Origin of the sequence: Streptomyces flavofungini, from assembly GCF_030388665.1 — a bacterium.
Lineage (GTDB): Bacteria > Actinomycetota > Actinomycetes > Streptomycetales > Streptomycetaceae > Streptomyces > Streptomyces flavofungini_A.
This window is the reverse complement of sequence record NZ_CP128846.1, coordinates 291,352-317,641: the sequence shown is the minus strand read 5'-3', so window position 1 is coordinate 317,641 and position 26,290 is coordinate 291,352. Positions and strand designations below refer to the sequence as shown.

The window sequence follows — 26,290 nt, the reverse complement described above, 5'->3', positions numbered from 1 at the left end:
TGTCCGTGAGGGACGGGGCGCGGCGCGGGCGGATGCCGGTCAGTCCCGGCGGTAGCCGTCTCAGTCCCAGCGGTAGCCGTCGCCGAAGTTCAGGGTGTGCTCGAGCACGTCCTCCATCGGGTCGTCGATCTGGCCGGTGTTGATCAGCCCGATGACGGGGCCGTTGTGGGAGCCGCTGTGGTGGGTCTCGTCGGCGTGGGCCGCGCCCGTCGACAGGACGAACGGCACGGCGCACACCGCTGCCACCCATACCCCACGCGTGGCCTTGCGCGTCCAACTGATCTTCACTGCGTGCTCCTTGATCGCTCGCCCTGCCGGAGCCGCGCACCGCCCTGCGAGGACGGGACCGGAACCGGGAGACCAGCCGTCCCGGCCGTCTCGTGCTGCTCAACCGCGGACCCGGCCACGAGGTCACCGACGATCATACGAACGTGTCGATCGGACAAGCGCATTGATCGTCTTGCGAGGGCAGTGTGCTGTGTCGGCTGGTCGGCTCTTTGGGTCGGCGGTGTTGATGTGGTGACGTGTTGATGCGGTGAGCGGACCGCTGGGCTGCGACGTTCGGCGCGGATGGCGTGAAGTCGATGCTCCGTCCGTGCACGCGGGGAGCACGCCGGGCCGCCGGATCGGGAGGGAGGTCCAAACAGCGCGTTGCGGGGGCGCGGGGGAGGGCCGGCCGGTGCGCGGGGAGGTGAGCTCGGGGTGCGCGGGGAGGTGCCGGTGCGCGTAGGCCGGGGGTGCTCGGGCGGCTCGGAGGGGCGGGCATGAGTGCGCGCCCGGGCGGGACGGACCGCCGGGCGCGGTGGACGGCTCGGTTCGGCTCGGCGTGGGCTGCCCCGGACGACCGGCGAGTGCCGTGCCGTCGTCGACCGCCCCCGTGGGCCTCAGTGGCCGTGCGGGATGAGCCGGCCCACCGCCTTCCACGTCGCGAGGATGCCGCGCCGCTCGACGTCGGGCGGACCTGCCGGGGCGGGGATCTTGGCGGTCGGCTGGCGGAACGCGAGGGGTTCCCAGTCGCAGGGCGGGGCGGGGGAGTGGGCGAAGACGCCGCCCCGGCCCGCGCGGTCCGCCGCGGCGAGGTCGTCGTCGTGCGCCTTGAGCCCGACGCTGACGAACGTCAGGAGGAGCGCCACGTCGATGTCGCAGTCGAGGAGCACGGTGATCCACGACGCCCCGGGGCGGACCCGGATCGCGGAGCTGTGGACCAGCTGCGGGCGCAGCCGGTCGACGGCCGCGCGGGTCAGGCACACGTCGGCCGCCCCGTCGGAGTGGAAGTGCACGATGTCGTAGCCCGTCGTTCCCGGCGCTCCCACGATCCCGAAGGAACGTCCGACGGCGCACCGGGGAGAGCCACTTACGAGGTTCGGCCACGACTCCAGCTCGGTCATGGCGCGTTGTGCCGCGGTCATAGGAGCCATCGTCGCGCGGATTTCACCCTGCCAACTACCCCTGTTCACGCATCGCTTGATGAAGAAAGCGCATCTCGGCCACCCCATCTCAAATGACGATCGCGAGGTCACATCGCCGCGCGGCCCGGCGCGCCGCCCCTGCGGGGACGCACCGGCCGAGCGCGAAGGATCGCCCCCCACGCGTGACGCACGTTACAGAGACTCCCGGGAACTCGCTCCCCCGCCCGCTCGACCCTTGGACCGGCCAGGTCGCCAGCCGACCGGGCCCGCACCACCGTCCGGCACCCAGGAGAGCACGTCATGCCCGCCGCACCCACCGTTCCCGCACCCGTCGACGGGCCACCGCCCCCGCCGCCGGACCCCGCCCCGCGGCGCAACGCCCTGGCCGCGCTCAGGCCGCTCGTCCTGCGCCTGCACTTCTACGCCGGTGTGCTGATCGCGCCGTTCCTGCTGGTCGCCGCGGTGACGGGACTGCTGTACGCCGGTTCTTACACGGCCGAGAAGATCGTGTACGCCGATGAGCTGACCGTCCCCGTCGGCGACCGGAAGCTGCCGGTGGCACGGCAGGTCGCCGCGGCCCGTGCGGCCCACCCGCAGGGCGAGGTGAGCGCGGTCCGACCGGCGTCCGGGGCCGGGGAGACCACCAGGGTCCTGCTGTCGGGCGTCCCGGGCGTGGACCCCGAGCGCGCCCTCGCCGTCTTCGTGAACCCCTACACCGGCGAGGTGCGGGGCGCGCTGGAGCAGTACGGCTCCAGTGGCGCGCTCCCGCTGCGGACCTGGGTCTCCGAGCTCCACCGCGATCTGCACCTGGGCGAGCCAGGCCGCCTCTACAGCGAGATCGCCGCGAGCTGGCTGTGGGTGCTCGCCGGTGGCGGCCTGGTGCTGTGGTTCGGGCGGCGCAGGGCCCGGCGCAAGGTGCGGGGGACGGCGGGCCGCCGCCGCACGCTGACCCTGCACGGAACGGTGGGCGTGTGGACGGCCGCCGGACTCGTCTTCCTGTCGGCGACGGGGTTGACGTGGTCGGCGTACGCGGGGGAGAGCATCGGTGACCTGCGCGAGGCCATCGGGCAGACGACGCCGACGGTGTCGACGAGCCTGGCGGCCGGGGGCGAGGCGGGCGGCGCGGCCGCGGGGGAGCACGCCGAGCACGGTGGCGCGTCCGGTGGTGCGGGCACGTCGGGCGAGTCGGGAGACCGCAAGGACATCGGGCTCGACGCGGTGCTCGCGGCGGCCCGTGACCGGGGGATCTCCGGTCAGGTGGAGGTCGTGCCACCGGCCGACGCCTCGTCCGCGTACGTCGTGAAGGAGATCGAGCGCGGGTTGCCCGGGAAGCTGGACTCGGCCGCCGTCGATCCGGCGACGGGGAAGGTCGTCGACGTACTCAGGTTCGACGACTATCCCGTGCTCGCCAAGCTGACGCGGTGGGGGATCGACGCGCACAGCGGGACGCTGTTCGGCCTGGCCAACCAGATCCTCCTCGGGGCCGTCGCCGTCGGTCTGGTCCTGCTGATCGTGTGGGGCTACCGGATGTGGTGGCAGCGCGGCCGGGGCAGTGCCTTCGGCCGTCCGCTGCCTCGCGGGGCCTGGCAGCACGTCCCGGCGTACGTCCTGGTGCCGCTGATGGCGGCGGTCGCGGTGCTCGGCTACTTCGTGCCGCTCCTCGGTATCCCGCTGCTGGCGTTCCTGGCCGTGGACATCGTGCTCGGGGAGATCGCCCACCGGCGCGGGAAGCGCAGTTACGGACCTGCGGGGGTCTGAGCCGAGTGGTGTCGGCGGTGCGGACGCGCCGGTGGCAACCGTGGAGCGTCGGCGGCCGCCAGGGGCCGCCGACGCTCGGGCGTGCGCGGTGCTCAGCAGCTCAGGTTGGCGCCGGGGTCGACGCCGAGGATCTGCGTGAAGGCCTTGTACTTGTCGATGCGGCTCTGCACCTGGCCCGGGTTGCCGCCGTTGCACTCCAGGCTGCCGTTGATGGAGCGGATGGTCTCGCCGAATCCGGCGCCGTTGACCATGGCGTTGTGGGGCGTCATGGTGCCGGGGCCGTTCTGGGTGTTCCAGTACCAAAGGCCCGTCTTCCAGGCGACGGCCGCGTCGTTCTGCACCAGGTCGGGGTTGTGGAGCAGGTCGATGCCGAGGGCGTCGCCCGCGGCCTTGTAGTTGAAGTTCCAGCTGAGCTGGATCGGGCCGCGGCCGTAGTACTTGTCGTTGCCCGCCGGACAGCCGTAGGGCTGGGTCTTGTCGCAGTAGTGCGGGTAGTTCGCCTGGTTCTGCTCCACGATGTGGACCAGACCGCCCGTCTCGTGGCTGACGTTGGCGAGGAAGGCGGCGGCCTCCTGCCTGCGGACGGTGTCGCTGCCGGTGTTCGTGAACCCGGGGTACGCGCTGAGCGCCGCCGTGAGGCCGTTGTACGTGTAGAAGGGATTCCGGCTCGGGAACATCTGGTCGAACTGGGACTCGCTGACGATGAACGCCGCGGCTGCCTTGTCGGACGAGGACCTGTCGGCCTTGTCCGTCTTCTCGGCCGACGCCGGCGAAGCGAACGTCAGCAGCGTGGCGGCGGAGACGGTGGCGGTCAGCAGACCGAGTATGCGAGATCGCATGGCTCACTCCATGGGGGGACGCCGAAGAACGGCGGTGTGAAGTGCGGATGTGGGGTTCGGACCGCGTGCCGGAGCGCGGCCCGCCGCAGGCCGGACGGTGGGTGTGGGCAGCCAAGTGCCCGCCGGACAACGGGATTCCGCTTCGTTGGACTAGACCATACCGATCGCCGTGTTCGCGTCAAGGGTGTGAACGGTGCGGGCTGTGGCGGCTGTTGGGGCGGGCGGCGCAGCCTTGTTCGCCGTCGCGCTCGCGTCGCCGGCCGCGCGGACTTCGGCGTCGGTGCCTTCTGGTCGCGGGGTGGGGGCGGGAGGCGGGGTCGGCGCGACTCGCGCGCTGACGGGGCCACGCGGGGCGTGGGTGCGTCGAGAACGCGATCGCCGGGCGCGCGTGGATCCACGCGCGCCCGGCGAAAGTCGAGAGTGCTACTGCCGAGTGATCAGGTTCAGATCACGTCGACGGCGTCGCCGGTGGCCTTCACCGAGGACGTCGTCGTGTTGCCGGCGAAGGTCCAGCGGTAGCTGCCGTCGACGGACGCCTTGACCGTGGTCTTCAGGTTGCCCTTGTTGCCGGTCTTCACGGTCTTCACCGCGGTGTAGGTCGTGGTGCCCTTCTTCTTGAACTCCAGCTTCGCGGACTGGCCGGTGTAGCCCGCGTACTTGCCGGTCTCCCAGTTGGCACGGGTCAGGGCGCCGGTGACGGTGAGCGTCTTGCCCTTCTTGATCGGCTCCGGAGAGGCGTTCACCGTGAGCTTGGCCTGGCGCTGGACCTTAAAGGAACCGGCCTTCTCCGCCAGGATGGTGTCGATGTCGTTCGCCGTCACCAGGGCGTCGACGTACCACGTGCCGGCGGGGCCGTTGTCGAAGAAGTCCGTGTCCGGGTCGAGCGTGAACTTCGCCGTGCACGTCGACGTCGTCGGGCTCTTTGCCACGCACTTCGGGTTGCCCTGCGGCAGGGCGTGGCCGGCGCCGCCGCCGAACAGCGTGAGGTCGGCGCTCTCGATGCCCGAGTCGTCCGACGCGGTCACCGAGACGGTGAAGGTCTTGCCTGCGGTGGTGCCGAGCACGATCGGGCTGCCGCCGTTCACGACGACCTTGTCGATCGTGACGTCGCCGGACGGCGCGGCCACGGCGCCGGGCGCCGCGAAGCCCGCCGCCGCCACGGCGAGGGCCGAGCCGAGCATGGCGACGCGAGTGCGGTGTCGCATGGATCCCCCCACGGGATGGTGCCGGGTCAGAAGTGGTGCCCGGCGAGAGATGTGAACGCGATGACAATACGGTCTTCACGGGATCTCCATCATTGTGTTGATCGCCACGCGCGCCGTGGGGCAACCTTTCGCGCTGCGGAATGTCAAAACTCGAAGAAGCTTTCGCGCTGTCGCCCGAAGTGATCATTCCGCATCGGCCGTCCCCGGTCAGCGCGCCGGAGCCCGCTCTCAAGGATTGTGTGGAGCGCCCATCTGGAGGATCGTCGGGCGTTGTGGCGCGGGAGGGAGCGGCCGTCCGGTGGCCGTGACCGGTGCCGGGCCGTGGCCGTCCAACGCCCCAAGGGGCGCACGGCCGTTCAAGGATCAGGACGAGGGCGAGAGGGTGAGGGGAACGCGTGCCCATGAGGCACGGCGTTCCGATACGTGAGGCGAGACACCAGGACCCCGAGGCAGCAGCCCACCGCGCAGGCGGTGAACGCCGCCCTGCAGTCCGCGCCGTGGCCCCTTCTCCTGGCTGGAGCCGACGGACGCGTCCGGTGGGTCAACTCCGCGGCGACCGCCCTGCTCCCCGGCGTCGGAGCGGGCGCCTTTCTGGCGCGGCACGCCCCGTCCTGGCTCGCCGACGCGCACGCGCGCCGTGACCGCGAGGCAGCCGGGGCGGTGGCCGGTCGCGCGCTGCGGGCTTCCTCCGCCGCCGCGGACGACGCCGAGGGTGTCCTGTGGTGGCTGCGCGACGATCCCGCCCCGCACACCACGCCGCAGACCGAGCGCGCCCGCTTCCTCGCCGACGTCTCCGACGAGCTGTTCGCCCGCCTCGACCCCCAGGAGTGCAGGGGGAGTACGGCCCGCCTCGCCGCGCGGCACCTGGCCGACGCGGCCGTGGTCGTCGGCGCGGGCCGGGGCGCACGCCCTCCGGTGGCCGCCGCCCGCCGCGACGGAGAGGTCACGCACGGACGGCTCCCCGGTGACCCCGCCGACGTACCGGGTCTCGCGGAGGCGCTGCAGGGTTTCCCGCCCGTGCCCGCGCGGTGGCTCGACCCGGCCGCTGTGCCGCCGTGGATGGTGGGCGGGGCCTTCGAGGGGTGGGGGCGCGGGGAGGGGGCGGGGTCCTCGGCGGGGCCGGCATCCTCGGCGGGCCCGGAGCCCTCGGGTGGCTCGGGCCCGTCGGGTGATTCGGGCTCCTCGGGTGGTGCGGCCGCCCCGGACAGGTCGCGGCCGCCCGCGGGCAGCGGCTCACCGGGCCTCCCCGACTCCAGCGGCGTGCCCGGCCGTTCGATGGCCCCGGGCGCGCTCATGGTCACACCGCTGCCGGGGCACGGCACGCCCCTCGGCGCGCTCGTCCTGATGCGCCGTGCCGGGGCGGAGCCCTTCACCGAGCACGACGAGGCCCTCGCCCGCCTCTTCTCCGCCCGCGCCGCGGCCGCCCTGTCCGCCGCGACCCTGCACGCCGAGCAGGCCGCCGTGACCGAACTGCTCACCCAGGACACGCTCCGCCCCGGACCGCGCCGCCTGGACGGCGTCGAGTACGCGGTCGGACATCGCCCCGCGGACGGCGAACTCGGCGTCAGCGGCGACTTCGTCGACATCAGCGCCGCGCCCGAGGCCGGCGGCGAGACCCACGTCGCCCTCGGCGACGTCTGCGGCAAGGGCCTGGAGGCCGCCGCCCTCGCCGGGAAGATCCGCACCACGCTGCGCGCCCTGCACCAGCTCGAACCGGACCACCAGCGGCTCCTGCGCGCCCTGAACACAGCCCTGCTCGGCACGGACCACAGCCGCTTCGCGACGCTCGTGCTCGCCTCGGTCCGCCGTCGCGGCAGCGCCGTCGCCCTGCGGCTTACCAGCGCCGGGCATCCGCCGCCGCTCATCGTCCGGCGCGCCGGCGACGTGCTCGCCGCCCCGACCCACGGCACCCTCATCGGCGCCCTGCCCGAGGTGTTCACGCAGACGTACGAGACGACGCTGCGCCCCGGAGAGGCCTGCCTGATGTACTCCGACGGCGTCACCGAGGCCAAGGGCGGACCGCTCGGGACCGACCAGTTCGGCGAGGAGCGTCTGCGGGCGGCGCTCGCGGAGTGCGCGGGGCAGCCGCCGGAGGCGATCGCCGAGCGGGTGCAGATGCTCGTCGCCGACTGGCTCGGCGGGCGCCGCCACGACGACATCGGCCTGGTGGTCATCGCCGTACCGCGTCGGCGTACCCACCGCGGCCCCCGTCGTGTGAGCCAGGCGTAACGGCCGAACCCCTGAGCCCGTGTGCCCTGTGGCGCCGCTGTGACAGGAGGAGTGGCTTCCGTCACGGCCTGGTGGACGCGGGCCTGGTGGGGTGGGCTATGCCGATCGCCGTCCCGATTCGTTCGCTGCCCAGGCCGGACCGGGAAGCGGCAGCCCTCCGTACCGAAGGCTGGCGGGAAGCGGCGACCCTCCCTCCGTTCCGAAGGCTGAGGGGAAGCGGCAGCCCTCCGCATCGAGGACTGAAGGGAGAAGGTGACACCCGTGCCGGCCGGTTTCGGTGTCCCCGCGCTCTGCGGCATCGGCGCGCTCGTCGCCGCCGCGGGCGTCGCCGCGATGGCGCTCCCCGGCCGGCCCGAGCCCTGGCCCGTGCACCTGATGCGGCGCGCGGCGACGATGGCGGCGTGCGCGGCGGATTCTCGTGCCCGACGGGCCGTGGTGACGCCATGGAGCCGCCCTCCGACGTGCTGAAACGTTGCGGCGTGCGAAGCGGAAGAGGGCCTACCGCTGGACATGAATTCGACGGATCCCCCATGGGGGTTTGGGTCGGTGGGACCACGTCCGGTGGGTCGACACTGTCGGCATGCAGTGGACGCATGATGATACGGCGGCCCAGTGCTCGGTCGAGGTTCACGCTGCCAAGGGACATGGTGCACGGGTGGTCGCGGTGATCGGTGAAATGGATGTCGAGTACGAGCCGGACATCGAACTCGCCTTGGAGGCAACGCCCTTGACGCTCCGTCTGGTGCTCGACCTGACCCGGCTCGAGTTCGCGGACTCCACGCTCCTGAACGTCCTGATCCGCGCGCACCGCAGACGCGATCTGCGGATCCTCGGACCGATGCCCGCGCAACTGCGCGAACTGATGCGGGTGACGGGCACGCTCGGGTACTTCCACGTGTGCGACTCGCTGGAGGAGGCGTGCGCGCCATGACGCACTCCTCGGACGTGACCGCGCGGGAGGCGGCCCGCGCCGTCATGGCGTCGTGCCCGCTGTGCGACCGGACGACGCTTCAGGGGGCGTGGCGCCCCACGGCCGGAGACGGCCCCGCACTGCTCACGGTCGACGCCGATGGCTGCGGCATCGGCGCCGCCCGCCGGGCCGCCCGCGCCTATGCCGCCGTACGCTGCCCCGCCGTCGACGCCGCCGACGTGGCGCTCGTCGTGTCGGAGCTGTGCACCAACTCCTTCAGGCACGCCACGGGTTGGTGGCGGCTGCGGCTGCACGGGCACCGCGACGGCCTGATCGCAGACATCGACGACGCCAGCGAACAGCTGCCCGTGCCGCGCCTGCCCGACACCCGCGACGGCACCGGAGGCATGGGCATGCTGCTCGTCGCCATGCTGACGACCACGCTCGACGTGTACGCGTACTCCGGCGGGAAGACCGTCCGCGTCACCTGGAAGGCGCCGCGCGGCTGACGCGCCCCCCCGCCGGCCCCGACACGGCCCGGTGGACAGCCACCCCCCCCCGCTGGAGGTCCCCCATGACACCCACGGTCACCACCCCCGAAGAGCGAGTCGCCCCCTGGGCCGCCGCCCTGTGGCACGCGGTCCTGGCCGGCGACGAGTCCTCCGCCGCCGACACCGCCCACGCCGCGCTCCAGGACGGCCTCGACGCCGAATGCGTCCTCCTGGACGTGATCGGCGCCGTACAGCGGCGCGTCGGTGAGGAATGGGCCGTCAACCACCTGACCGTCGCCCAGGAACACGCCGCCACCGCCATCAACGAACGCGTCATCGCGGCACTTTCGCGAGCGCCCGGCGAGCCTCCCGCCCCGTACCGGCACGACGTGACCCCGGCCGCTCACCGGCGTGGCGGACCTCCCGGCACCCATCGGCGCGGCGAGCCCCCGGGCAACTCCCCACCCGGCCCCCGAGCACCGTCCGGCCCACCCGCGCGAGCCCGCATCACCGTCGCCTGCGTGGACGGCGAGTGGCACGCCCTGCCCGCCCGGCTGCTCGCCGAGGTCCTCACCCTGCGCGGTTGGCGCGTCGACTTCCTGGGCGCTCAGGTCCCCACCGCGCACTTGATCGCCCATCTGCACCACACCCGAGCCGACGCGGTGGCCCTGTCCGGCTCCCTCGCGACCCGGCTGCCCACCGCCCACGCGGCGATATCCGCCTGCCGGGCCGCCGGTGTGCCCGTCCTCGCCGGTGGTGCCGCCTTCGGGCCCGGCGGCCGCCACGCCGAACTGCTCGGCGCCGACCTCTGGGCGGGGGACGCCCGCACCGCCGCCGCGCGGCTCTCCGAGACGTCACTGCGACGCCCGACCGGCACCCCGTTCGCCGACGAACCGCTGAAGCACCTCCTCGACCAGGAGTACACGCTGATCAGGCGCTCGGCGCCCCAACTCGTGCGCGCGACCCTCCACGGCCTCCGCGCCCGCTTCCCCGCCCTCCGTGACTACACCGAAGCCCAGTACCAGCACACCGCCGACGACGTCGCCCAGATCGTCGCGTTCCTCGCCGCCGCCCTGTACGTCGACGACCCCGACCTGTTCGCCTCCTTCGGGCGCTGGACCGCCGCCGTCCTCGCCGCACGCCACGTACCGGTGGAGTCGCTGCTGCACGCGCTGGACGTCCTGCGCACCGAGGCCCGCGACTTCCCGCGCGCCGCCGCGATGCTCCGCGAGGCGCACGAGGCGGTGCGGACCTCTCCGGACGGGGCGGGGGAGTGACGACGACGGGATGGGGCACCCGGGGGCCCAGAAGCCGCTGTCGGGTGCCACCGCACCGGCCCATGCCCCTGGCCACCGCGCCCCCCGAGTGAGCAGGCTGCGGGCACGGTATCCGCCACCGGCTCGACGGGCTCGACGGAGACCACCACCGGCTCGGGGGGACGCGTGAGCGGTACCGAGCACGACCGGGCAAGCACCCGGCCCTACTGGGCCCTTCAGTTCGACGCGGACGGCGGCGAGGCGGACGGCGACCAGTGCGCCCGGATCGCGGACGCCGCACGCGGGGCAGGCGTCCGCGACCTGGTGCTCCTCGCGCACGCCGCGCACAACGACGCCGGAACGACCGCCGACGTCGACGCCCGCTTCCGCGCCCTGCTCACCGAAGGGGCCGCGGACGACGGCACGGGGTTCGTGAGCGTGCACCGGCCCGGCATGCGGTTCGGTCCTAAGCCGCGGTCGACCGACGCGAACGAGTCCGCGCTGTGCCGCGTGTTCCCCGGGCAGGACCGCGTCATCGCGCGCTTGCGCTCCCTCATGGACGAAAGGCCGCGCCACTTCGGCGCCGTCGACGACGTGGGCGTGCTGTCGCGGCGCCTCGTCGAGGAGCCCCTGGACGCCCCCGTCGCCGCCTACGCCACCGGTATGGGCGCCGAACTCCTGCCCCAGTCCGACCGGCGATGCTGTTCGACAGCGCCGAGCGCGTCTGCGAAGGCTTCTCCCGCGCCTTGGAGCAGGCCAATGAGGAGGCCGAGCCCGCCGAACAGCGTCCCGAGCGGATCCAGCAGCCGGGGCGTGGCACCCGAGCCCCCCACGATGTCGAAGTCCGGGACGATCACGGAGGCAGAGACGGCAGGACCGCGCCCCGCCGACTTCGCCGCCCGCCTGCCGCAGCAGACGCGTGGCGGAGGCGCGCTCGCCGGGGTGGCACTCAGTGTCGCCGGGCCGGTGGTGTGCGCGTACTTCCACCACGACTTGGAGCTGAGCCTGCTCTTCCCGCTGGCCTCCCGCATGATCGGCGAGTCGCCCTCCCTGGTGGGGGCCGACCGGCTGTGGGGCGCGCTCGGCTACGACGGGGTGCAGGGCGTCGACGGCTGCCCCACCCTCGCTCTCACCGACGCGCTCACTGACGCGCTCACTGACGCGCTCACCGAGGACGCGCTGCCGACCTCGGGTTACGTCAGCGTCGACGTCTCGGCCGTCGTCCGCGCCGGAGAGCCGCCGCAGGGCGCGCACTTCGACGTGTTCCACCTCGAACTCGCCTGTCTGGTCCGCGCCGTAGGCCGCATCGGGACGTAACTCACAGGTGGACACGCGAGTCAAGTCCGGATCGTCAGGTGTGGGAACGCGAGCGAGGGGCAGACGCGTCTTGAGTCCCCGGATCATGACACGGGGTGCCGTCGAGAGAAGGGTGGATCGTGTGGCTGCCGCGATGGGTGTACGCAGGCCGACAGTGTCCGGGATCCGTTCGGCGCGGGCCGAGGCCTGCGCGGAGCAAGAACTGCCGCTGATCGAAGCGCCGTCGGCCGTGGAGCCGCACAACGCACGCGTGCTGTCCCGGCAGTTCTTCGACCGCCTCGCCGTTCTCGAAGAGGGCACGCACGACTACCAGTACGTGCGCAACACCCTGATCGAGATGAACCTCTCGCTCGTGCGCTACGCCGCCTCGCGCTACCGGGGCCGTGGCGACGACATGGAGGACATCGTCCAGGTCGGCACGATCGGCCTGATCAAGGCCATCGACCGGTTCGACCTGTCGCGCGAGGTGGAGTTCGCCACCTTCGCCGTCCCCTACATCGTCGGCGAGATAAAGCGCTTCTTCCGCGACACCAGCTGGGCCGTGCACGTGCCGCGCCGACTCCAGGAAGCCCGCATCGAACTGGTCAAGGCCACCGAGGAGCTGGCGACCCGCCTCGACCGGGACCCGACCACCGCCGAGCTGGCCGAGCTGATGTCCCTGTCCGAGGAAGAGGTCGTCGAGGCCCGCAAGGCCTCCAACGGCTACACCTCCACGTCCCTGAACGCCGCGCTGCTCATGGGCGGCGGCAACGACGAGGGCGAGGCGGCCCTCGCCGACTTCATCGGCGAGGAGGACGCCGCGTACGAGCTCGTCGAGGACTTCAACAGCCTGGCCCCCCTCATCGATGAACTCTCCGACCGCGACCGGGAGATCATCCATATGCGCTTCGTGGAGGAACTGACCCAGGGCGAGATCGGCGACCGCCTCGGCGTCTCCCAGATGCAGGTCTCCCGTCTCCTCAAGAGCATCCTCAGCCGCCTGCGCACGGGCCTGGTCCCGGCCGGCGTCTGACCCGGCGAGCACCCCTGGCGCCCGGACGGCGTGCCCCAATCGATCAACAGCGCGACCGAACAGGATAGATCCGGCCCATCCGGGAAACCCGCCCCGTGGCGAGACCACCGCCCGGGCTGCTCCCGGGAGAGTTCGGAGGTGAGCTCCCTACCACTGCCCCCGCGTCCGACCGCGGGGGCAGAGGTACGACTGGCCCGTGGCGCGCCGGCCCTCAGCCGCTCATGGCGGCGGCGAGGGGCGTCGTCCGCCAGCCACCGCGTGACGTCCAGCTCGTCCTGCTGGCGACGCGCGAGGGCGGCCAGGTCGTCCGGGCGGGGCAGGACGGTGGGGATCGGCCACGACCGGCGAGGGGGCCAGGTGGACGACGACCGAGACGACGTCGTGGGGCACCGTCGGTCCGGTGACGCTCAGGCCGAGCTCTCGCCCGGCCGCGACGGCCGCGTCGACGGCGGCGGAGGTGGGGTCGTCGCGCCGCTGTGGGGTGAGGAAGGCGGTCATGGGCCCCTCGTTTCAGCGGCTTGAGTGGTTTGGGTGGTTCGCGAGGCTTCAGGCATGTGGGTGGCTGGGTGGCTGGGTGGCTGGGTGGCTGGGTGGCTGGGTGGCTGGGTGGCTGGGTGGCTGGGTGGCTGGGTGGCTGGGTGGCTGGGTGGCTGAGTGGCTGGGTGGCTGAGTGGCGTGATGGATGACAGGTCGTTCAGGGCGGGCCGGAGCGGAGCGGGTCAGCGCCGGCGGCCCGCGTGCAATTCCAGCCGCTCGCCTTCGAAGCGCGTACGGAAGTCGCGATCGTGCGAGACCGCGACCACCGCTCCCGGGTACGCCGCGAGCGCCGTCAGGAGGTCCTCGACCAGGTCCAGTGCGATGTGGTTGGTCGGCTCGTCGAGGACGAGGAGGTCCGTGGGCCGGGTCACCAGGGTCGCGAGCTGCAGCCGCCGTCGCTGCCCCACGGACAGTGCGGCGACGGGGACGTGCAGGTCCTGTTCCCGGAACAGGCCCAGGGACAGGAGCTGTTCGGCGTGCTCGTCCGGCAGCCCTGGCCGCCCGGTGGCGAATGCGGCGAGCAGCGTCAGCCGGGTGGCGTGCGCGGGCAGCTCCTGGGGGAGGTAGCCGGTCCTGGCGGGGCGGCGGGCCGTGCCCGCGTCCGGCCGCAGGTCGCCCGCGAGGACCCGGAGCAGCGTCGTCTTGCCCGCTCCGTTCTCGCCCGTGACGAGCAGGCGCCCGCTGGGCTCGATGGCCAGGAGCCCCTCCAGGTGCAGCCGGTCCCCGACCCGTACGTCGTCGAGCTCGGCGAGCGCGCCCCCGACCGGGCCGCCGCGGCCGCCGACCGCCGAGGGCAGCGCCGTCGTGAACCTGAGCGGTACCGGCGGCTCCGCCACCGGGTTGCGCCGCAGCCACTGAAGGCGCTCCCGCGCCGAGCGCACCTGACCGGCGAGCTTCGCCTCGCTGGAGCGGCGGTGCTTGCCGAAGCCCTGCTTCGGGTCGCGACCGGTGGTGGCCAGCCGCCTGCCCGCGGCCTCCAGCAACTCCTCCGTGCGGGCGACCTCCTCCACCCAGTCCGCGTACCGCTGCTCCGCTCCGCGCCGGGCAGCCGCCTTCGCGGCGCGGTAGCCGGCCCAGCCGTCGCCGTACCGGCGCACGGTGCACTCGTCCCGGTCGACCTCCAGGATCGTGGTGGCGATGCGCTCCAGGAAGCCGCGGTCGTGGGTGACCGCGACGACGGTGCCGCGGTGGGCGCGCAGGTGCTCCTCGAGCCAGCGCACGGCCGCCGCGTCGAGGTGGTTGGTCGGTTCGTCCAGGAGCAGCAGTTCGGGGGCGGCGGCCAGGACACAGGCGAGCGCGAGGCGCGACTGCTCGCCGCCGGACAGGGAGCCGAGCAGGCGCTCCCTGGTGACCCGGGCGAGGCCGAGCCCGTGCATGGCGGCGTCCACGCGGGCGTCCGCCTCGTATCCGCCGCGTTCCTCGTAGGCGATCAACAGCTCGCCGTACGCGGCGAGTTCCTCCTCGGAGGCGTCGGCGAGGGACTCCTCCGCGGCGCGGAGCCCGCGCTCCATGGCGCGCAGGTCGGCCAGGGCCAGGTCGACGGCGTCCTGCACGGTGCGGTCCGCGTCGAGGTCGAGGATCTGGGCGAGGTGGCCGGTGCCGCCCGGAAAGCGGACGGTGACCTCCCCGGCGTCCGGCGTCTCGGCCGTGGCGAGCAGCCGCAGCAACGTGGACTTGCCGGAGCCGTTCTCCCCGATGACGGCTGCCTTCTCGCCCGGCCGGACGGTGAAGGAGACCTGGTCGAGGACGGTCCGGGTGCCGTACGACTTGGTGACGGACTTGACGGACAGCTGCGCCACAGCGGGGACGGCGGTGGGCAGGGTGGAATGAGCGCGGTCGCGCATGAGACTTTCCCTGGGGGTGCGAAGGGTCCACGGGCAGCAGAGACGGCGGCAGGGGCCGTGCCCGGACTCAGACGAAGAAGAGGAAAGCCATGCCCCCACCATAACAAGACGAACCGTCTCGCCTCAAGTCCTGCGGAACCCGAAGAATCCGTGACCTGCGGCGCCCCGCCCGTGGCCGGGCGGGGCGCCGCAGGTCACGGATTCTCGGCGCGCGGCTGCGGCACCGTCGCCCAGACGTTCTTGCCTCCGGGGCGCCACTCCACCCGCACGCCGCCCTCGGTGAGGCCGCGGACCAGATGGAGGCCGAAGCCACCGGGGCTGCCCGGGTCCAGTGGCACGGTCCGCGGTGGCTGGGTCCCGGCGTCGTGGACCGACACGGTGAGGCCCCGGTCGTGCCGACTGAGGCGGAAGCCGGTCACCCCGTGGGCGTACCGCAGGGCGTTGGTCACCAGCTCCGACACCACGACGAGCACGGCGTCACGGTGTCTCTCGTCGTGGCAGCCGACAGCTGTCATGAACTCCCGCGCCAGTTCACGGGCCTGCGCCGCCGATGTCGGCGCGTCCCGCTTCCACTCCCGGTACGTCCGCTGCTCTCCTGGGGAGCGCAACATGGCAACCTCCCGTCGCTCTGCGGCTCCTGGACACCGTTCGCTTGCCCGGATCCGGGGCCCGTACGCGGATGTCACCCAAGTGGCCGACGCGCGGCGCCGGACCACCCGCAGTCGGGCCGGGGCGTCGGCGACGGCGTGTTCCCCGAGTCGCCGAAGTCCGAGATCTTGTGGCCGCCCTGCACGGCGCGGGCGAGCCCCCTGGTGCGGCGCTTCGGCGGGTCCTCCTCTACGTCTGCGGGCTGTCCGGCGTGCCGGTGATCAGCCCGAGGTCCGCCTTCTCCTCGAAGGCGGCCTGCGAGAACGAGCCGTACGTGTACTGCCCGAACGTCACCTTCACCCCGGTCCGGGCGTCGGAACAGTGCCCGGCCGTCGCCATGGCGCGCTTGCCGTCGTCCCAGCGGCGCACCGTGAACCCCGACGTACAGCCGAAGTCGCCCCCGCTGCGGTGGACGACGAGATCGGCGCCGCCCCGGTGCGGCTGCGGGGCGTTGGCCCACCTCGGGCGCGCCCGAGGTGGGCGTGGACCAGGTCAGGGCCGTCAGCAGTGCGGCCACGCCGGCCGTGATCGCCTGTCTGCCCATGCCGGTCCTCCTACAGTTCGAAGTCGAGCCGGCCGAGGAGGCCGACGGTCAGGCCGAAGTAGTCGGCGTGCACGAGGCGGCGGGCCGCTGCCACGGGCCGGCCGTCGACCGTGACGGTGTCCGTGGCGGTGTCCTTGTCGGTGCGGTACAGCTCGTACTCCTGCACGAGCAGGCGGTAGACGGTCAGCAACTGGCCGTCGGGCGCGGGGATGCCGCCGCTCCACACGAAGCCGCCCCCCTCGGCCCGGCAGGCGAGGTCCTGCGGGGCGGCGGCCTGCTTCCAGTCCATGTCGTCCTCGCCGAGGCTCGCCCTGCTCTGCAGGGTGACCATGACCCGGCGGCTCGCCGCGACAGCGGCGACCCCGGTTCCGCTGATCTCACCGAGTTCGTTGAACGTCGCCGGGCCCCTCAGCTCGATGGCGAGGCGGTCGCCCTCCCGGTGCCCGGTCAGGGTGCGTTCCGGGGTGACCTGCGCGAACTCCGCGACCTCGACCTTCGACAGGTGCAGCGGATCCACCGAGTACGGCTGGTAGCGGGCGAGGGCGAGGCGCAGATAGGGGAAGTACGCCGCCGCACCGGCGTCCGCGCCGAAGTCCACATCGATGTCCACGTACCAGAGCTGCCGCTCCTGGTGGTACTTCGGCGTGAAGGCCACCGCGTCGACGAGGACCGGCGCGGAGTCCGGCGACTCGGCGAGCCGCAGCCCCGTGGGCCGCCGCTCCGCGTTCGGGAAGTGCGCGGCCGTGGGCTTCGGCAGCGGCGGGGTGGTGGACCAGACGGGGTCGACGCCCCAGCGGGTGGCGAGGTGGTCCTCGAGGGCCGTGCCCGGGTCGAGGACGACGGCCAGCATCTCGTCGTCCCCCGAGGAGAACCACGGCCGGTTCAGATGGACCCGCAGTCCGGCCGATACGCGCCGCTGGGTGACCGTGAGCCGCTGGTGGTCGACGGTCCGCCGGCGGCGGAAGGTCGGCACGACGTACGCCACGGCCGGCGGCTCGGGCCTGCGGGAACTGGGCACCGGCAGCGGCGCGTGCGTCGGGCCGACCCGGATGACCGTGCCGCGGTCCTGCGTGATGCTGGGGTGGAAGTACTCGCGGAAGCGGGACACGGCGGTCGGTGTGTAGCGGACGTGGCGGTGCCGCGTGTCGCCGAACTCGTGCGTGCGGCTGACCTGCTCCACGTCGTCGGTGTACGCCAGGTTGATGTCCTCCAGGTGCGTGTGGCCGTCGATGCGGCTCGGCGCGGGCTGGGTGACGTCGTCCAGCCACTCGCTCCAGTGGGCGTCCAGTTCGACATGGCCGCTGCTCTCGGCGTGGCTGCTCAGCTCGCCCGTCAGCCGGGCGGCGGTCTGCTCGGCCTCCCGGGCGGAGGCGAGGTCGCTCAGCTCCGGCGGGTGCACGGGTTTCTCCACGGCGTGCACCAGGGTCAGTTCGACCCAGGGCGTGAGCATCCAGTTCTCGCCGTCGGCGCTGGCCCGCGTCACGAATGTCCTGTCCCGCTCCGGCAGATCCGCCCAGAACTGCGAGCCGGTCAGGAGGTTCCACTGCCGCAGCAGCGGTAGCTTCGCCGCGTCCAGATAGCAGCTGAGCCGGACCTCGGCGATCGTGCCCTTGGGCAGGAAGACCTCCAGGACCCGCTCGATCAGGCCGTCGTGCCAGTGCGGCTCGCCGGTGCCCTCCAGGACGCGCAGCTTGAACGGCTTCGCCTGCGGCCACGGTCCGGGGAAGGGGATCTTGCGGTTCTCCCGGTCGCCCGGCAGGCCGCGCAGCATCACGCCCTCGGCGAGGACGTCCGGCAGATAGGGCAGGATCAGCTGGTCGGAGTCGTGCACCACGAACTCGCCCTGCTGCAGCCCCGCACCGCGCCGGGGCAGCGGCAGCGCGGTGACGGGCAGCGGATCGTGCACGTCGTGCTTGGCGATGTGGATGCTGTCCTCGCGCAGCAGGTCGTGCTCCCGGTACGGCCACTCGGGATCGCGCACCACCGTGTCCAGGAAGGACCCGGCCTCGCGGGAGGCCACGGTGACGTACTCCTGGCGCAGCCGCTCGGGCTTGCCCGCGCCGAAGGCGGCGTCGAACACACCGTGCTCCTCGGCCATCTGCAGAGCGGTCTTGGGCGGCGCCAGATGGCGTTCGGCGATGGCCTTGTACCGCCGGTCCAGGCCGTCCACGTCGGAGCGCGCCTTGTGGTCGGGGACGTCCGAGCGCCACAGGACGTACTCGTCGGTGGAGATCTCCCGGCCGTCGTCGGTGACCGTGCTGCGGATGACGAGCCGTTCGGTGGACTCGCCCTCGTTGAACGGAAGCAGTGGGATCACCACCGGCTGCGGCACCGGCTCCCAGCGGCCGTACGTGATCGCCTCCGACTGCGCGCTGTCCGCCGTACCGGCCGTGTGCTCCAGGCTGTTGCCCGCGAGGTCGACGACCCGGGCCCGCATCCGATACGTCCGGCCGTAGCGCAGCGCGGGCAGCGAGCCCGGCTCCGCGGTGAACTTGGTGTCGAGCGGCACCTCCCGGGAGACCGGCGGAGCGGGCTCCTCCGGCGTGTCGCCCAGGCCGATGGTGCGGCCCGGACGGGGCGCGGCCAGGCTCCAGCCGTGCCAGCCGAACACGGCCTGGTGGCCGTAGAGCTGACGGTCGTCGGCCCCGTCCTCGGTGACGACGCTGGCCCGCACGGTGCCCTCGTCGGGGCGGACCTGGATCTCGACGGGCGGCTGCCCGGGCCTGCGGATCGCGTAGCGGCCCCGGCGCCGCAGCAGCGACCGCCACTGCGTCACCAGGCCCGTGGCCGGGTCGACGGTGCCGATGTCCACGCGGTAGCCGCGCACCAGGTTCTCGGCGGTCAGTTCGGCGTCCGCGGCCGTGGTGCGGCGGCGGACGTCGGCGCCGATGAGACCGGCCAGCCGCCGGTCCCGGTCGGTGTGCAGGAGCGTGATGCCCGAGCCCCGGGCGGCGGGGGTGCCGGTGCCCGTCACCTGCTGGGCGACCGAGCCCGTGCCCGAGGGCAGACCGCCGCTCTGGGTGTCGATGGAGCGGGCGTAGTCGATGTGCTTGAGGGCCGCGCCGTCCACGTCGAGCTCCGTGAGGTGCCAGGACTCGGGGTCGCTCAGGTTCAGCACCCGGCCGGTGAGCGCTCCCGGGGTCTCCTCGGCCGCTTCGAAGACGCTGCCGCGGGTGAAGCGGATCTTCGTCCAGGGGCGTTTGCCGGGGGCGTTGAGCTGGGCGTCGCCGGTCGCGCTGTCGTCGAACAGCACCCGGACCTTCGCCCCGTCGGCCACCGCCGAGGGCATCGTGAAGCGCAGGTCGACGACGAGGCCGAATCTGCGCTGCAGCTCCGGATAGTCGCCGATGAGGCCGCACGCCTCGTGGAAGTCCACGCGGTGCTCGGGCGGCCGGGCGAGCGGGGCGGGTTCCTCGCCGCGCTCGTAGAAGCGTGCCGCCTCGGCGAGAGGCAGCATCCGCCGCCTTTCCTCGTCGGTGTAGAAGGGGCTCGTGCGGTCCACGAAGCGCGGTTCGTGCTCGGGCGCCGCCGCCCGCGGGCCGTCACCGTGCGGGTCGAAGGCCTCCTCCACGGCCGCGAACCCGGTCTGCACGTCCCGGCCGAGGTCGAGGACCTGCTGCGAGATGATGTCCGTCATCCGGAACACCGCGGGCAGCTCCCAGCCGCGGTGATCCGTCGGCGGTTCCTCGCACAGCATCCGCTCCTCTCGGGCCCAGTGCGCCCCCAGCCTGTTCCGGGTGGTGTACACCGCGACCGCCTCGTACACCCCGGTCACCTCGTCGTGCACGAGCTTGCCCGGGTACGACCGCAGGGTGCGCGGCCCGGCCGCGGCGAACGCGGTGGGGGCCTCGGGCCGCCGGACGAACGTGGCGGGCGTGAACAGGGTCTGCCACAGCGAGGCGTCGGCCGCGGGATAGCGGCCGGTCGGCTGCCACTGCTTGACGATCGTGCCCCGCGGGCTGTCGAACTCCAGCCACAGGGCGGGCAGCAGCACCTCGACGAGCTTCTTCGGCCAGTTCACGAAGTAGGCCGAGGCCCCGAGCGTGTCGATCCCGGTCAGGCTGGGGCTGACGAGGACCGACACCCGCACCGCGTCGCCCTCCACGACGCCGTCCGGGAGCACTGTCCATCGGATGCTGTCCATGGTCAGGCCACCTCCGCGAAGGCCGTGCAGTAGTCGAAGACGGGGTCGACGCGCGTCCCGGTCACCGGGTCCACGTACGGGGACATGAGGTCGGTGAACGTCGGCGGGGCGATGCCCGGGGCGGCCGCGCCACCGGCGAGCGCGAACGACGCGCTGCTCCCGGCGAACCGCTTCTCGCAGCGGATCGTCACCGACGTCTCGAAGAAGCCGATCTCGATGCTGATGGTCAGGCTGGCGCGGCCGACCGCGTAGCCGTCCTCGTAGCCGAGTTCCAGGTAGAGCTCGATGGACGCCGAGACGATGCCGAGGACGTCGACCTCGCCGCGCGCCCGGACGTAGCCGACGAGCTTGACCTTGTTGCGGGCCGAACCGGGGCCGCCGGTCAGTTCGAGGCGGAAGTAGATCCCGGCCATCACCGACAGGCTGCCGCTGGCCACGCCGAAGTCCATGGACACGGCGGCCCCGAACTCCAGGGCGGCGTCCAGGACGGCGATCTCCTTCGGGTTCAGCACGATCCCGAAGTAGCCGCCGCCGCCCAGCATCGACACGGTCAGCCGGAACGGCGCCTCGCGGCGGCAGAAGGAGAACCCGGCCTGCAGCGGTGTGTCCCCGATGAACGGCACCGAGAGCGCGGCGTTCAGGGAGAGGTTCTCCAGGCTGAAGACGCCGACGGCGGCGTTGGGCAGCTGCATGGAGAAGTTCGCGTGGATGCCCGAGCCGTCGACGGTGATCGCGGGCGGGTCGCTGAAGCCGTCGAGCGGGATGATGTTCCGCAGGGTCTGGACGAACGCCAGGTTCCCCACGAAGTCGACGCCCCCGAACTTCACCTCGACGTCGGGCTTCTGCCCGGCGCGCATCTGGAATCGGATCCGGTCGAACTTCAGGACGATCGCGTCGAAGCCGGGCACCATGCGCAGCTGGAAGTCGTCCAGCGTGCAGGAGACGTCGGCGGCCTGGGGCACGTCCGGGCGCAGCGAGCCGCGCAGGTCGGCGACCAGCGTCAGCTTGCCGAACGGCCAGAACACGGCGTCCTCGGGGGTGGTGGGCGTCGGCTTGCCCGGGGACCAGGGCTTGATGTCGGGCTGCCACTGCAGCCGGGAGTTGACGACGTCCGGCAACTTGGCGCCCAGGGCGGCGAGTTCGATCGCCTTCTTCAGGGCGAGCGCCTGGCTGACGGCGCTGTCCCAGGTGGCGGCCTGCTCGGCGACGCGTGTGAGCAGCTGCCGTACACCGGTGTCCACGGCGGCGGGCAGGGCGACGCGCAGCGCGGTCAGCGCCTCGGAGAACGCGTTGAAGGCGTTCTCCACCTCGCTGATGGGGACCGGGTCCGGGTCCTGTTCCAGATGGCTGGTGATGAACTCGATCAGGGTCTGCGCGAACAGCGCCGCCGTGTCCGTCACCCGGATGACCTGGTCGGCGATCTCGGGGAAGCGCTCCTCGACCGAGGCGAGCAGATCGCGCAGCCCGCGCAGGTCGTTGAGGAATCCCGTGACCGCGTTGACGGTCGCGGTGAAGAAGTTCGGGGCCCTGAGGTTGTCCAGGCCGATCTCGCTCATGATCTCGGTGAGCGGGAACATCCCGAACAGCTTCGCTCCGGAGAGCTGCCCGAAGAAGTCCAGCGGGTTGAACCGGCCCTGGGCGAGCTTGGCCCACTTGTCGACGCCGGGCACGGCGCCCGCCTCGCCGCCGAGGGCGGTGGTCCTGCTCGCGGCCACCGGCCCCGTGGTCCGGGAGAGCCCCGCCACCGGGAAGTTGGGCTGGGCCAGCGCCCCCGCCGTCTGCCCGCCGTTGCGGAACGTCAGGTCGACGGGCTCGGCCAGCTCGATGAACAGCTGCGCCTTGTTCGCCTCGGTGAACGCGTTGGTCACGTACGGCTCGGGATAGAACACCGACTGCGTCCGGTCGCCGCCGAAGCCGGTGGTGAACTGGCTCAGGGCGGGGACCACGGCCCGCGCCCAGCGCACGGTCGGCAGGAACCGCGGGTGGTCGGTGGGGTCGAGGGCGAGGATCGAGGGTGTGGTGACGGCGCCCCAGACGAATTGGGCGGTGGGCAGGGTCGTGTCGTCGGGCTTGCGGCTCGGGGCGTACGCCACGGACTGGCCGCGTACGTCCGCGACGACCCGCCGCACGTCGGCGTCGGTGAGGTCCGGTGGCTCCGGCCGCCGCGCGTCATCGATGAGCCCGTGGTAGTGCTGGATGATCTTCCCGACGTCGTCGGCGTTCTCGTGCACCCGCTTGCCCACGAACGCCATGGGCGTGGCGAATTCGAGGACGCGGCCGTCGAGGTCGACCATGCTCACCTGGAACCGGAAGGGGTCCTCCGTGAACGTCACCGGGAAGAAGGCGAACTTGTCGTTGGGGTCTCCGCCGGGCGTGGACAGGCCCGGGATCGGCTGCGGCGGCAGCAGGTCCGGTGTGACCAGGGTGAGCAGCCGGACGCTGGTGAAGGGGAAGAGCCTGCGCAGCCGCTTCTGGTCGTCGTTGTCCGCCGCCGAGCCGTACGCCCGCACCGGCTCGCGGACCATGATGAAGAACCGCTGGTTGAGGTAGGCCGCGTTGTCCGGGCGGTCGTGGTCGAACTTCCGCTCGGTGACCTTGACGAGGTCGGCGAGGTGGCCGAAGGGGAAGAGCCGTCCGCGGTACATGACACGGACGTAGTGGTCGCGGCCCATCGAGGCGCGGTGCCGCCATTGCGTGACGCCGAAGTCGACGGGCGGCCGCTCCCATACGCCGAGGGAGTCGAGCCAGCCGCCGAGGGCCGACAGGACGAGGTGGTCGACCTTCACCGGCGCGGGCACGAAGTCGCCCGGCAGGTTGGTGTTGCAGCTCAGGTGCACCACGGAGGAGCGGTCCGTGCTGGTCAGCGCCATCGTGAACTCGCTCGGGCGGTCCAGCGGGCGCGGGTCGGCGGGGTCGAACTCGGGGTCGCGTGTCCACACCGCCCGGGCGTCGCCCGCCGGCAGCCGGGTGTGCCACAGCTCGATGCGGCCGTCCGCGTCGGGGAGTTCGGTGGTGTGCGTCCAGGTCGCCGTCTGGGGCGGGGACAGGAGCAGCCGGTAGGGGAGTTCGATGCCGGTACGCGGGTTGGCGGGGTCGGCCAGGGGGTTCTCGGGGCCGGGGCCGAGGGCGGCTGCTCCGGCGGAGTCCGCGAACGGTTCCGCCGGGGCGGGCGCGCTGCGGAGGCCCGCGGCGACGGGGCCGTCCGGGCCGTGGCGGGAGGAGAGCTCCGCCACGGTCCGGGCGAGGCGCAGCGCCTGGAAGACGTCGTCGGGCCGACAGGTCATGACCTGTCGCAGGTCCGCCGCGGCTGCGGGTTCCCGGGCCGCGTCCACGACGTGCAGGGGGAGCGTCCGCATGGCGGTGAGCAGCCCGGATTCCGTGTACGGGATGACGTCCTGGGCGCCGACGGCGAACACGAGGACGCTGCGGCCGCCGATGCGGGAGGCGACGGGTGGCGGCTTGTGCGGTTCGCTGCCGCCGGGGGCGGCCGCCGGCGGATCCGGTTCCGGGATGCCGGGGCTCACTTCGAAGAAGGCCTGTTCGGCGACGTGTTGAGGGCCGAACGTGACGACCAGGTGGGCCGGTTGGGCGGGGTCCTTGCGGACCAGGCGGCGGGGCCCGATGAGTGGACGGTCGATGCGCAGCCCCGGGAAGAGGAAGTGAAGGTCGAGGAGGTCGGTGGCGCGCAGGAGCCGGTAGGGCTGGGGCGACGGTGGCACGGACATGCGATTCCCCCGTGGGACATCGGACGTGGGACGTCGGCCGGACCGAGACCCACTTGAACCATGTGTCGGGCTGGAAACGTGCGACGGACGTGGTCGGAGCGCTGTCTCAGGGTGACGGCGAACGCGCCGACTGGCGTGCTCGTGGAGGCGCTCGGTGAGACATGAGGGCGCGGAGCCGCGTGGAGTGGACCGGGCACACGGGTGCGCGCAGACGTGAGGGATGTGAGAGGCGTGAGCGATGCGAGAGACGTGAAAGGCGCTGAAGGCGCTGAAGACGGGGCCGAGTGAGAGACCGCAGGAGCGGATGTGAGGTGGGGCGAGTCCCGTGAGGGGGGACCGGTCCCGTGACGGGTGGTTCCCTTTTCTGCAACACGCTTTCTATCGCACGCGCGGGGCTATCGTCTCCGCCGGTTTCGGTCGACTCGCACGGCTCGGAAGGCGTACGACCGGGGGTGCCACCGCCCCGGTGTCCCGCACGTCGGACCAAAGAGCCCGGGTGGACGGAAGTGCGCGCGCGTCATGGGCGAGCCGTGTCCCGGCGCGTTCAGCAACCGCTTGCCGCATGCCTGCCCCCTCCCCGTGACTGCTCACTCCCAGGCTCCCTGACACCACGGGGCGCATGTCTACAGCCGGCCTCGCTTGTCACCCCATTGGGTGAACTTGCGGATTGGCTGGGTTCCGACGGTGTGTGCGGTCGGAGCGGTGTGCGCGGATCGGAGTGGTGCGCGCGGATCACCGCCGGGCGCGCCCGAGTTCGGCCAGGCGGGTCAGGGCGGGCAGGGCCTCGGTGATGGACTGCCGCTGCTCGGGCGTCAGTTGGGCGATGAGGGGGGCCAGGTGCCGGGTCCGGTCCTGGTGCCGGGACCGGCCGATGCGGCGTCCGGCCTCGGTGATGTGGACGAGGACGGCGCGCCCGTCGCTCGGGTCGGGGCGGCGCTCGACCAGGCCGTCCCGTTCGAGGCGGGTGACGAGCTGGGTGATGCCGGGCTGGCTGACCTGCTCGCTGCGGGCCAGGTCGCTCAGGCGCAGCGGGCCGTCCCCGAAGGCGAGGGTGTCCAGGACCGACAGCGTGGTGAAGGACAGCTTCTCCAGGACCGGCAGGCGGATGTAGAAGCGGTTGAAGTTCTCGACGGCGGCGGCGAAGGCCTCCACGTCCAGGCTGCCGTCGACGCCGTTCTTCACGATCCTGCTGTTCTTCATGCTGTCGTCCACCCCAAAAATATATCGCACACTTAATTAAGTTGCTTATGCTGTTCTCGTCGGTGCCCGCGCTCCTGCCGCGAGGGTGCCGTGTGCCTCGTAGACGCGAGAAAGGGACAGCCCCATGACTGTGCGCATAGGCATCAACGGCTTCGGCCGGATCGGCCGCAATGTCTTCCGGGCGGCGGCCGCCCGCGGCGCCGACCTGGAGATCGTCGCCCTGAACGACCTCGGTGACGTGTCCACCATGGCTCATCTGCTCGCGTACGACTCCGTTCTCGGCCGCTACCCCGGCGAGGTCACCGCCGAGCCCGCAGGCATCCGCGTCGGCGGCGCGACCGTGCGGGTCCTGGCCGAACGCGACCCCGCCGGCCTGCCCTGGGGTGACCTCGGCGTGGACGTGGTCATCGAGTCCACCGGCGTGTTCACCGCGGCGGCGAAGGCGCGGGCGCATGTGGAAGGCGGCGCGAAGAAGGTCATCATCGCCGCCCCGGCCGACGGCGAAGACGCGACGGTCGTGCTCGGCGTGAACGAGGACACGTACGACCCCGAGCGCCACACCGTCATCTCGAACGCCTCCTGCACCACCAACTGCCTCGCCCTGCTGGCCAAGGTGCTGCACGACGCCGTCGGCATCGAATCCGGAATGATGACCACCGTCCACGCCTACACCCAGGACCAGAACCTCCAGGACGCCCCGCACAACGACCCGCGCCGGGCACGTGCCGCAGCCCTCAACATCGTCCCCACCTCCAGCGGCGCGGCCAAGGCCATCGGCCTGGTACTGCCCGAACTCCAGGGCCGCCTCGACGCGTTCTCGCTGCGGGTGCCCGTCCCCACCGGCTCGGTCACCGATCTGACCGTCACGACCACGCGCGCCACCACGGTCGAGGAGGTCAACGCCGCGTACGCGGAGGCCGCCGCGGGCCCGCTCAAGGGCCTGCTCACGGCCACCGACGCCCCGCTCGTCAGCACCGACATCACGGGCGACCCGGCCTCCTGCGTCTTCGACGCCGGGCTCACGCGCGTCCTGGGCCCACAGGTGAAGGTGGTCGGCTGGTACGACAACGAATGGGGGTACGCGAACCGGCTCGTCGATCTGGCGCTCCTCGTGGGCGGCAGGCTCTGACCACACCGGAGTTCCCCCCAGGGGGGGGGCTCAGCCGGTCCGTGCGTGCGCAAGGGGGCTCCGGCCCGCCGCTGGGGGCGGCGGACCGGAGCG

The 26,290-nt window shown here is 72.5% G+C and carries 19 protein-coding genes; 9 read left to right on the top strand and 10 right to left on the bottom strand.

Annotated features, from left to right (window positions below; genetic code table 11):
* Positions 1-60: 60 nt before the first annotated feature.
* Together QUY26_RS01420 and QUY26_RS01415 are read right to left on the bottom strand one after the other, a co-directional pair.
* Positions 61-246, bottom strand: coding sequence for a hypothetical protein (locus tag QUY26_RS01420; RefSeq protein ID WP_289955380.1), 186 nt, complete (start codon positions 244-246; stop codon positions 61-63).
* A gap of 638 nt (positions 247-884) precedes the next feature.
* Positions 885-1,409, bottom strand: a complete 525-nt coding sequence (locus tag QUY26_RS01415) for a luciferase domain-containing protein (RefSeq protein ID WP_289943261.1) — start codon at positions 1,407-1,409, stop codon at positions 885-887.
* A gap of 300 nt (positions 1,410-1,709) precedes the next feature.
* Here QUY26_RS01415 and QUY26_RS01410 point away from each other — a divergent pair, with 300 nt between their 5' ends.
* Positions 1,710-3,167 carry a PepSY-associated TM helix domain-containing protein gene (locus tag QUY26_RS01410; protein WP_289943260.1) on the top strand — a complete coding sequence of 486 codons (1,458 nt, stop codon included), beginning with the start codon at positions 1,710-1,712 and terminating at the stop codon, positions 3,165-3,167.
* Positions 3,168-3,259: 92 nt separating this feature from the next.
* Here the strand turns inward: QUY26_RS01410 and QUY26_RS01405 are convergent, their stop codons facing one another.
* Together QUY26_RS01405 and QUY26_RS01400 are read right to left on the bottom strand one after the other, a co-directional pair.
* The gene (locus QUY26_RS01405; protein WP_289943259.1) at positions 3,260-4,006 is read right to left on the bottom strand and encodes a chitinase; all 747 of its coding nucleotides are present in this window, start codon (positions 4,004-4,006) and stop codon (positions 3,260-3,262) included.
* 443 nt (positions 4,007-4,449) lie between these two features.
* A complete protein-coding gene (locus tag QUY26_RS01400; protein ID WP_289943258.1) occupies positions 4,450-5,211 on the bottom strand; it encodes a calcium-binding protein in 762 nt (253 codons plus the stop codon).
* Positions 5,212-5,634: 423 nt separating this feature from the next.
* Here QUY26_RS01400 and QUY26_RS01395 point away from each other — a divergent pair, with 423 nt between their 5' ends.
* The 7 genes from QUY26_RS01395 (at position 5,635) to QUY26_RS01365 (ending at position 12,426) form a co-directional block, all read left to right on the top strand.
* Positions 5,635-7,440: a PP2C family protein-serine/threonine phosphatase gene (locus tag QUY26_RS01395; RefSeq protein ID WP_289943257.1), complete on the top strand. Its 1,806-nt coding sequence runs from the start codon at positions 5,635-5,637 to the stop codon at positions 7,438-7,440.
* Between the two features lie 261 nt (positions 7,441-7,701).
* Positions 7,702-7,908, top strand: a complete 207-nt coding sequence (locus QUY26_RS01390; protein ID WP_289943256.1) for a hypothetical protein — start codon at positions 7,702-7,704, stop codon at positions 7,906-7,908.
* A gap of 187 nt (positions 7,909-8,095) precedes the next feature.
* Positions 8,096-8,371 carry an STAS domain-containing protein gene (locus QUY26_RS01385; protein ID WP_289943255.1) on the top strand — a complete coding sequence of 92 codons (276 nt, stop codon included), beginning with the start codon at positions 8,096-8,098 and terminating at the stop codon, positions 8,369-8,371.
* Positions 8,368-8,859, top strand: a complete 492-nt coding sequence (locus tag QUY26_RS01380) for an ATP-binding protein (RefSeq protein WP_289943254.1) — start codon at positions 8,368-8,370, stop codon at positions 8,857-8,859. The genes QUY26_RS01385 and QUY26_RS01380 overlap by 4 nt, the downstream gene beginning before the upstream one ends.
* 65 nt (positions 8,860-8,924) lie before the next feature.
* A complete protein-coding gene (locus QUY26_RS01375) occupies positions 8,925-10,118 on the top strand; it encodes a cobalamin B12-binding domain-containing protein (protein WP_289943253.1) in 1,194 nt (397 codons plus the stop codon).
* 165 nt (positions 10,119-10,283) lie between these two features.
* Positions 10,284-11,414 carry a hypothetical protein gene (locus QUY26_RS01370; protein WP_289943252.1) on the top strand — a complete coding sequence of 377 codons (1,131 nt, stop codon included), beginning with the start codon at positions 10,284-10,286 and terminating at the stop codon, positions 11,412-11,414.
* 133 nt (positions 11,415-11,547) lie between these two features.
* Complete coding sequence (locus QUY26_RS01365; protein WP_289955377.1) at positions 11,548-12,426, top strand: RNA polymerase sigma factor SigF; 879 nt, start codon at positions 11,548-11,550, stop codon at positions 12,424-12,426.
* A gap of 719 nt (positions 12,427-13,145) precedes the next feature.
* On the opposite strand, the gene abc-f is transcribed toward QUY26_RS01365, so the two are convergent.
* From abc-f to QUY26_RS01335, 6 genes are all read right to left on the bottom strand, one after another.
* A complete protein-coding gene (gene abc-f, locus QUY26_RS01360; protein WP_289943251.1) occupies positions 13,146-14,807 on the bottom strand; it encodes a ribosomal protection-like ABC-F family protein in 1,662 nt (553 codons plus the stop codon).
* Positions 14,808-15,001: 194 nt separating this feature from the next.
* On the bottom strand, positions 15,002-15,418 hold the full coding sequence (locus tag QUY26_RS01355) for an ATP-binding protein (RefSeq protein WP_289943250.1): 417 nt from the start codon (positions 15,416-15,418) through the stop codon (positions 15,002-15,004).
* Positions 15,419-15,644: 226 nt separating this feature from the next.
* Complete coding sequence (locus QUY26_RS01350; protein WP_289943249.1) at positions 15,645-15,824, bottom strand: hypothetical protein; 180 nt, start codon at positions 15,822-15,824, stop codon at positions 15,645-15,647.
* A 185-nt stretch (positions 15,825-16,009) separates the two neighbouring features.
* A complete protein-coding gene (locus tag QUY26_RS01345; protein ID WP_289943248.1) occupies positions 16,010-20,143 on the bottom strand; it encodes a hypothetical protein in 4,134 nt (1,377 codons plus the stop codon).
* A gap of 2 nt (positions 20,144-20,145) precedes the next feature.
* Positions 20,146-23,868, bottom strand: a complete 3,723-nt coding sequence (locus QUY26_RS01340) for a hypothetical protein (protein WP_289943247.1) — start codon at positions 23,866-23,868, stop codon at positions 20,146-20,148.
* A 732-nt stretch (positions 23,869-24,600) separates the two neighbouring features.
* The gene (locus tag QUY26_RS01335; RefSeq protein WP_289943246.1) at positions 24,601-25,080 is read right to left on the bottom strand and encodes a MarR family winged helix-turn-helix transcriptional regulator; all 480 of its coding nucleotides are present in this window, start codon (positions 25,078-25,080) and stop codon (positions 24,601-24,603) included.
* Positions 25,081-25,192: 112 nt separating this feature from the next.
* Here QUY26_RS01335 and gap point away from each other — a divergent pair, with 112 nt between their 5' ends.
* A complete protein-coding gene (gene gap / locus QUY26_RS01330; protein WP_289943245.1) occupies positions 25,193-26,197 on the top strand; it encodes a type I glyceraldehyde-3-phosphate dehydrogenase in 1,005 nt (334 codons plus the stop codon).
* Positions 26,198-26,290 lie beyond the last annotated feature (93 nt).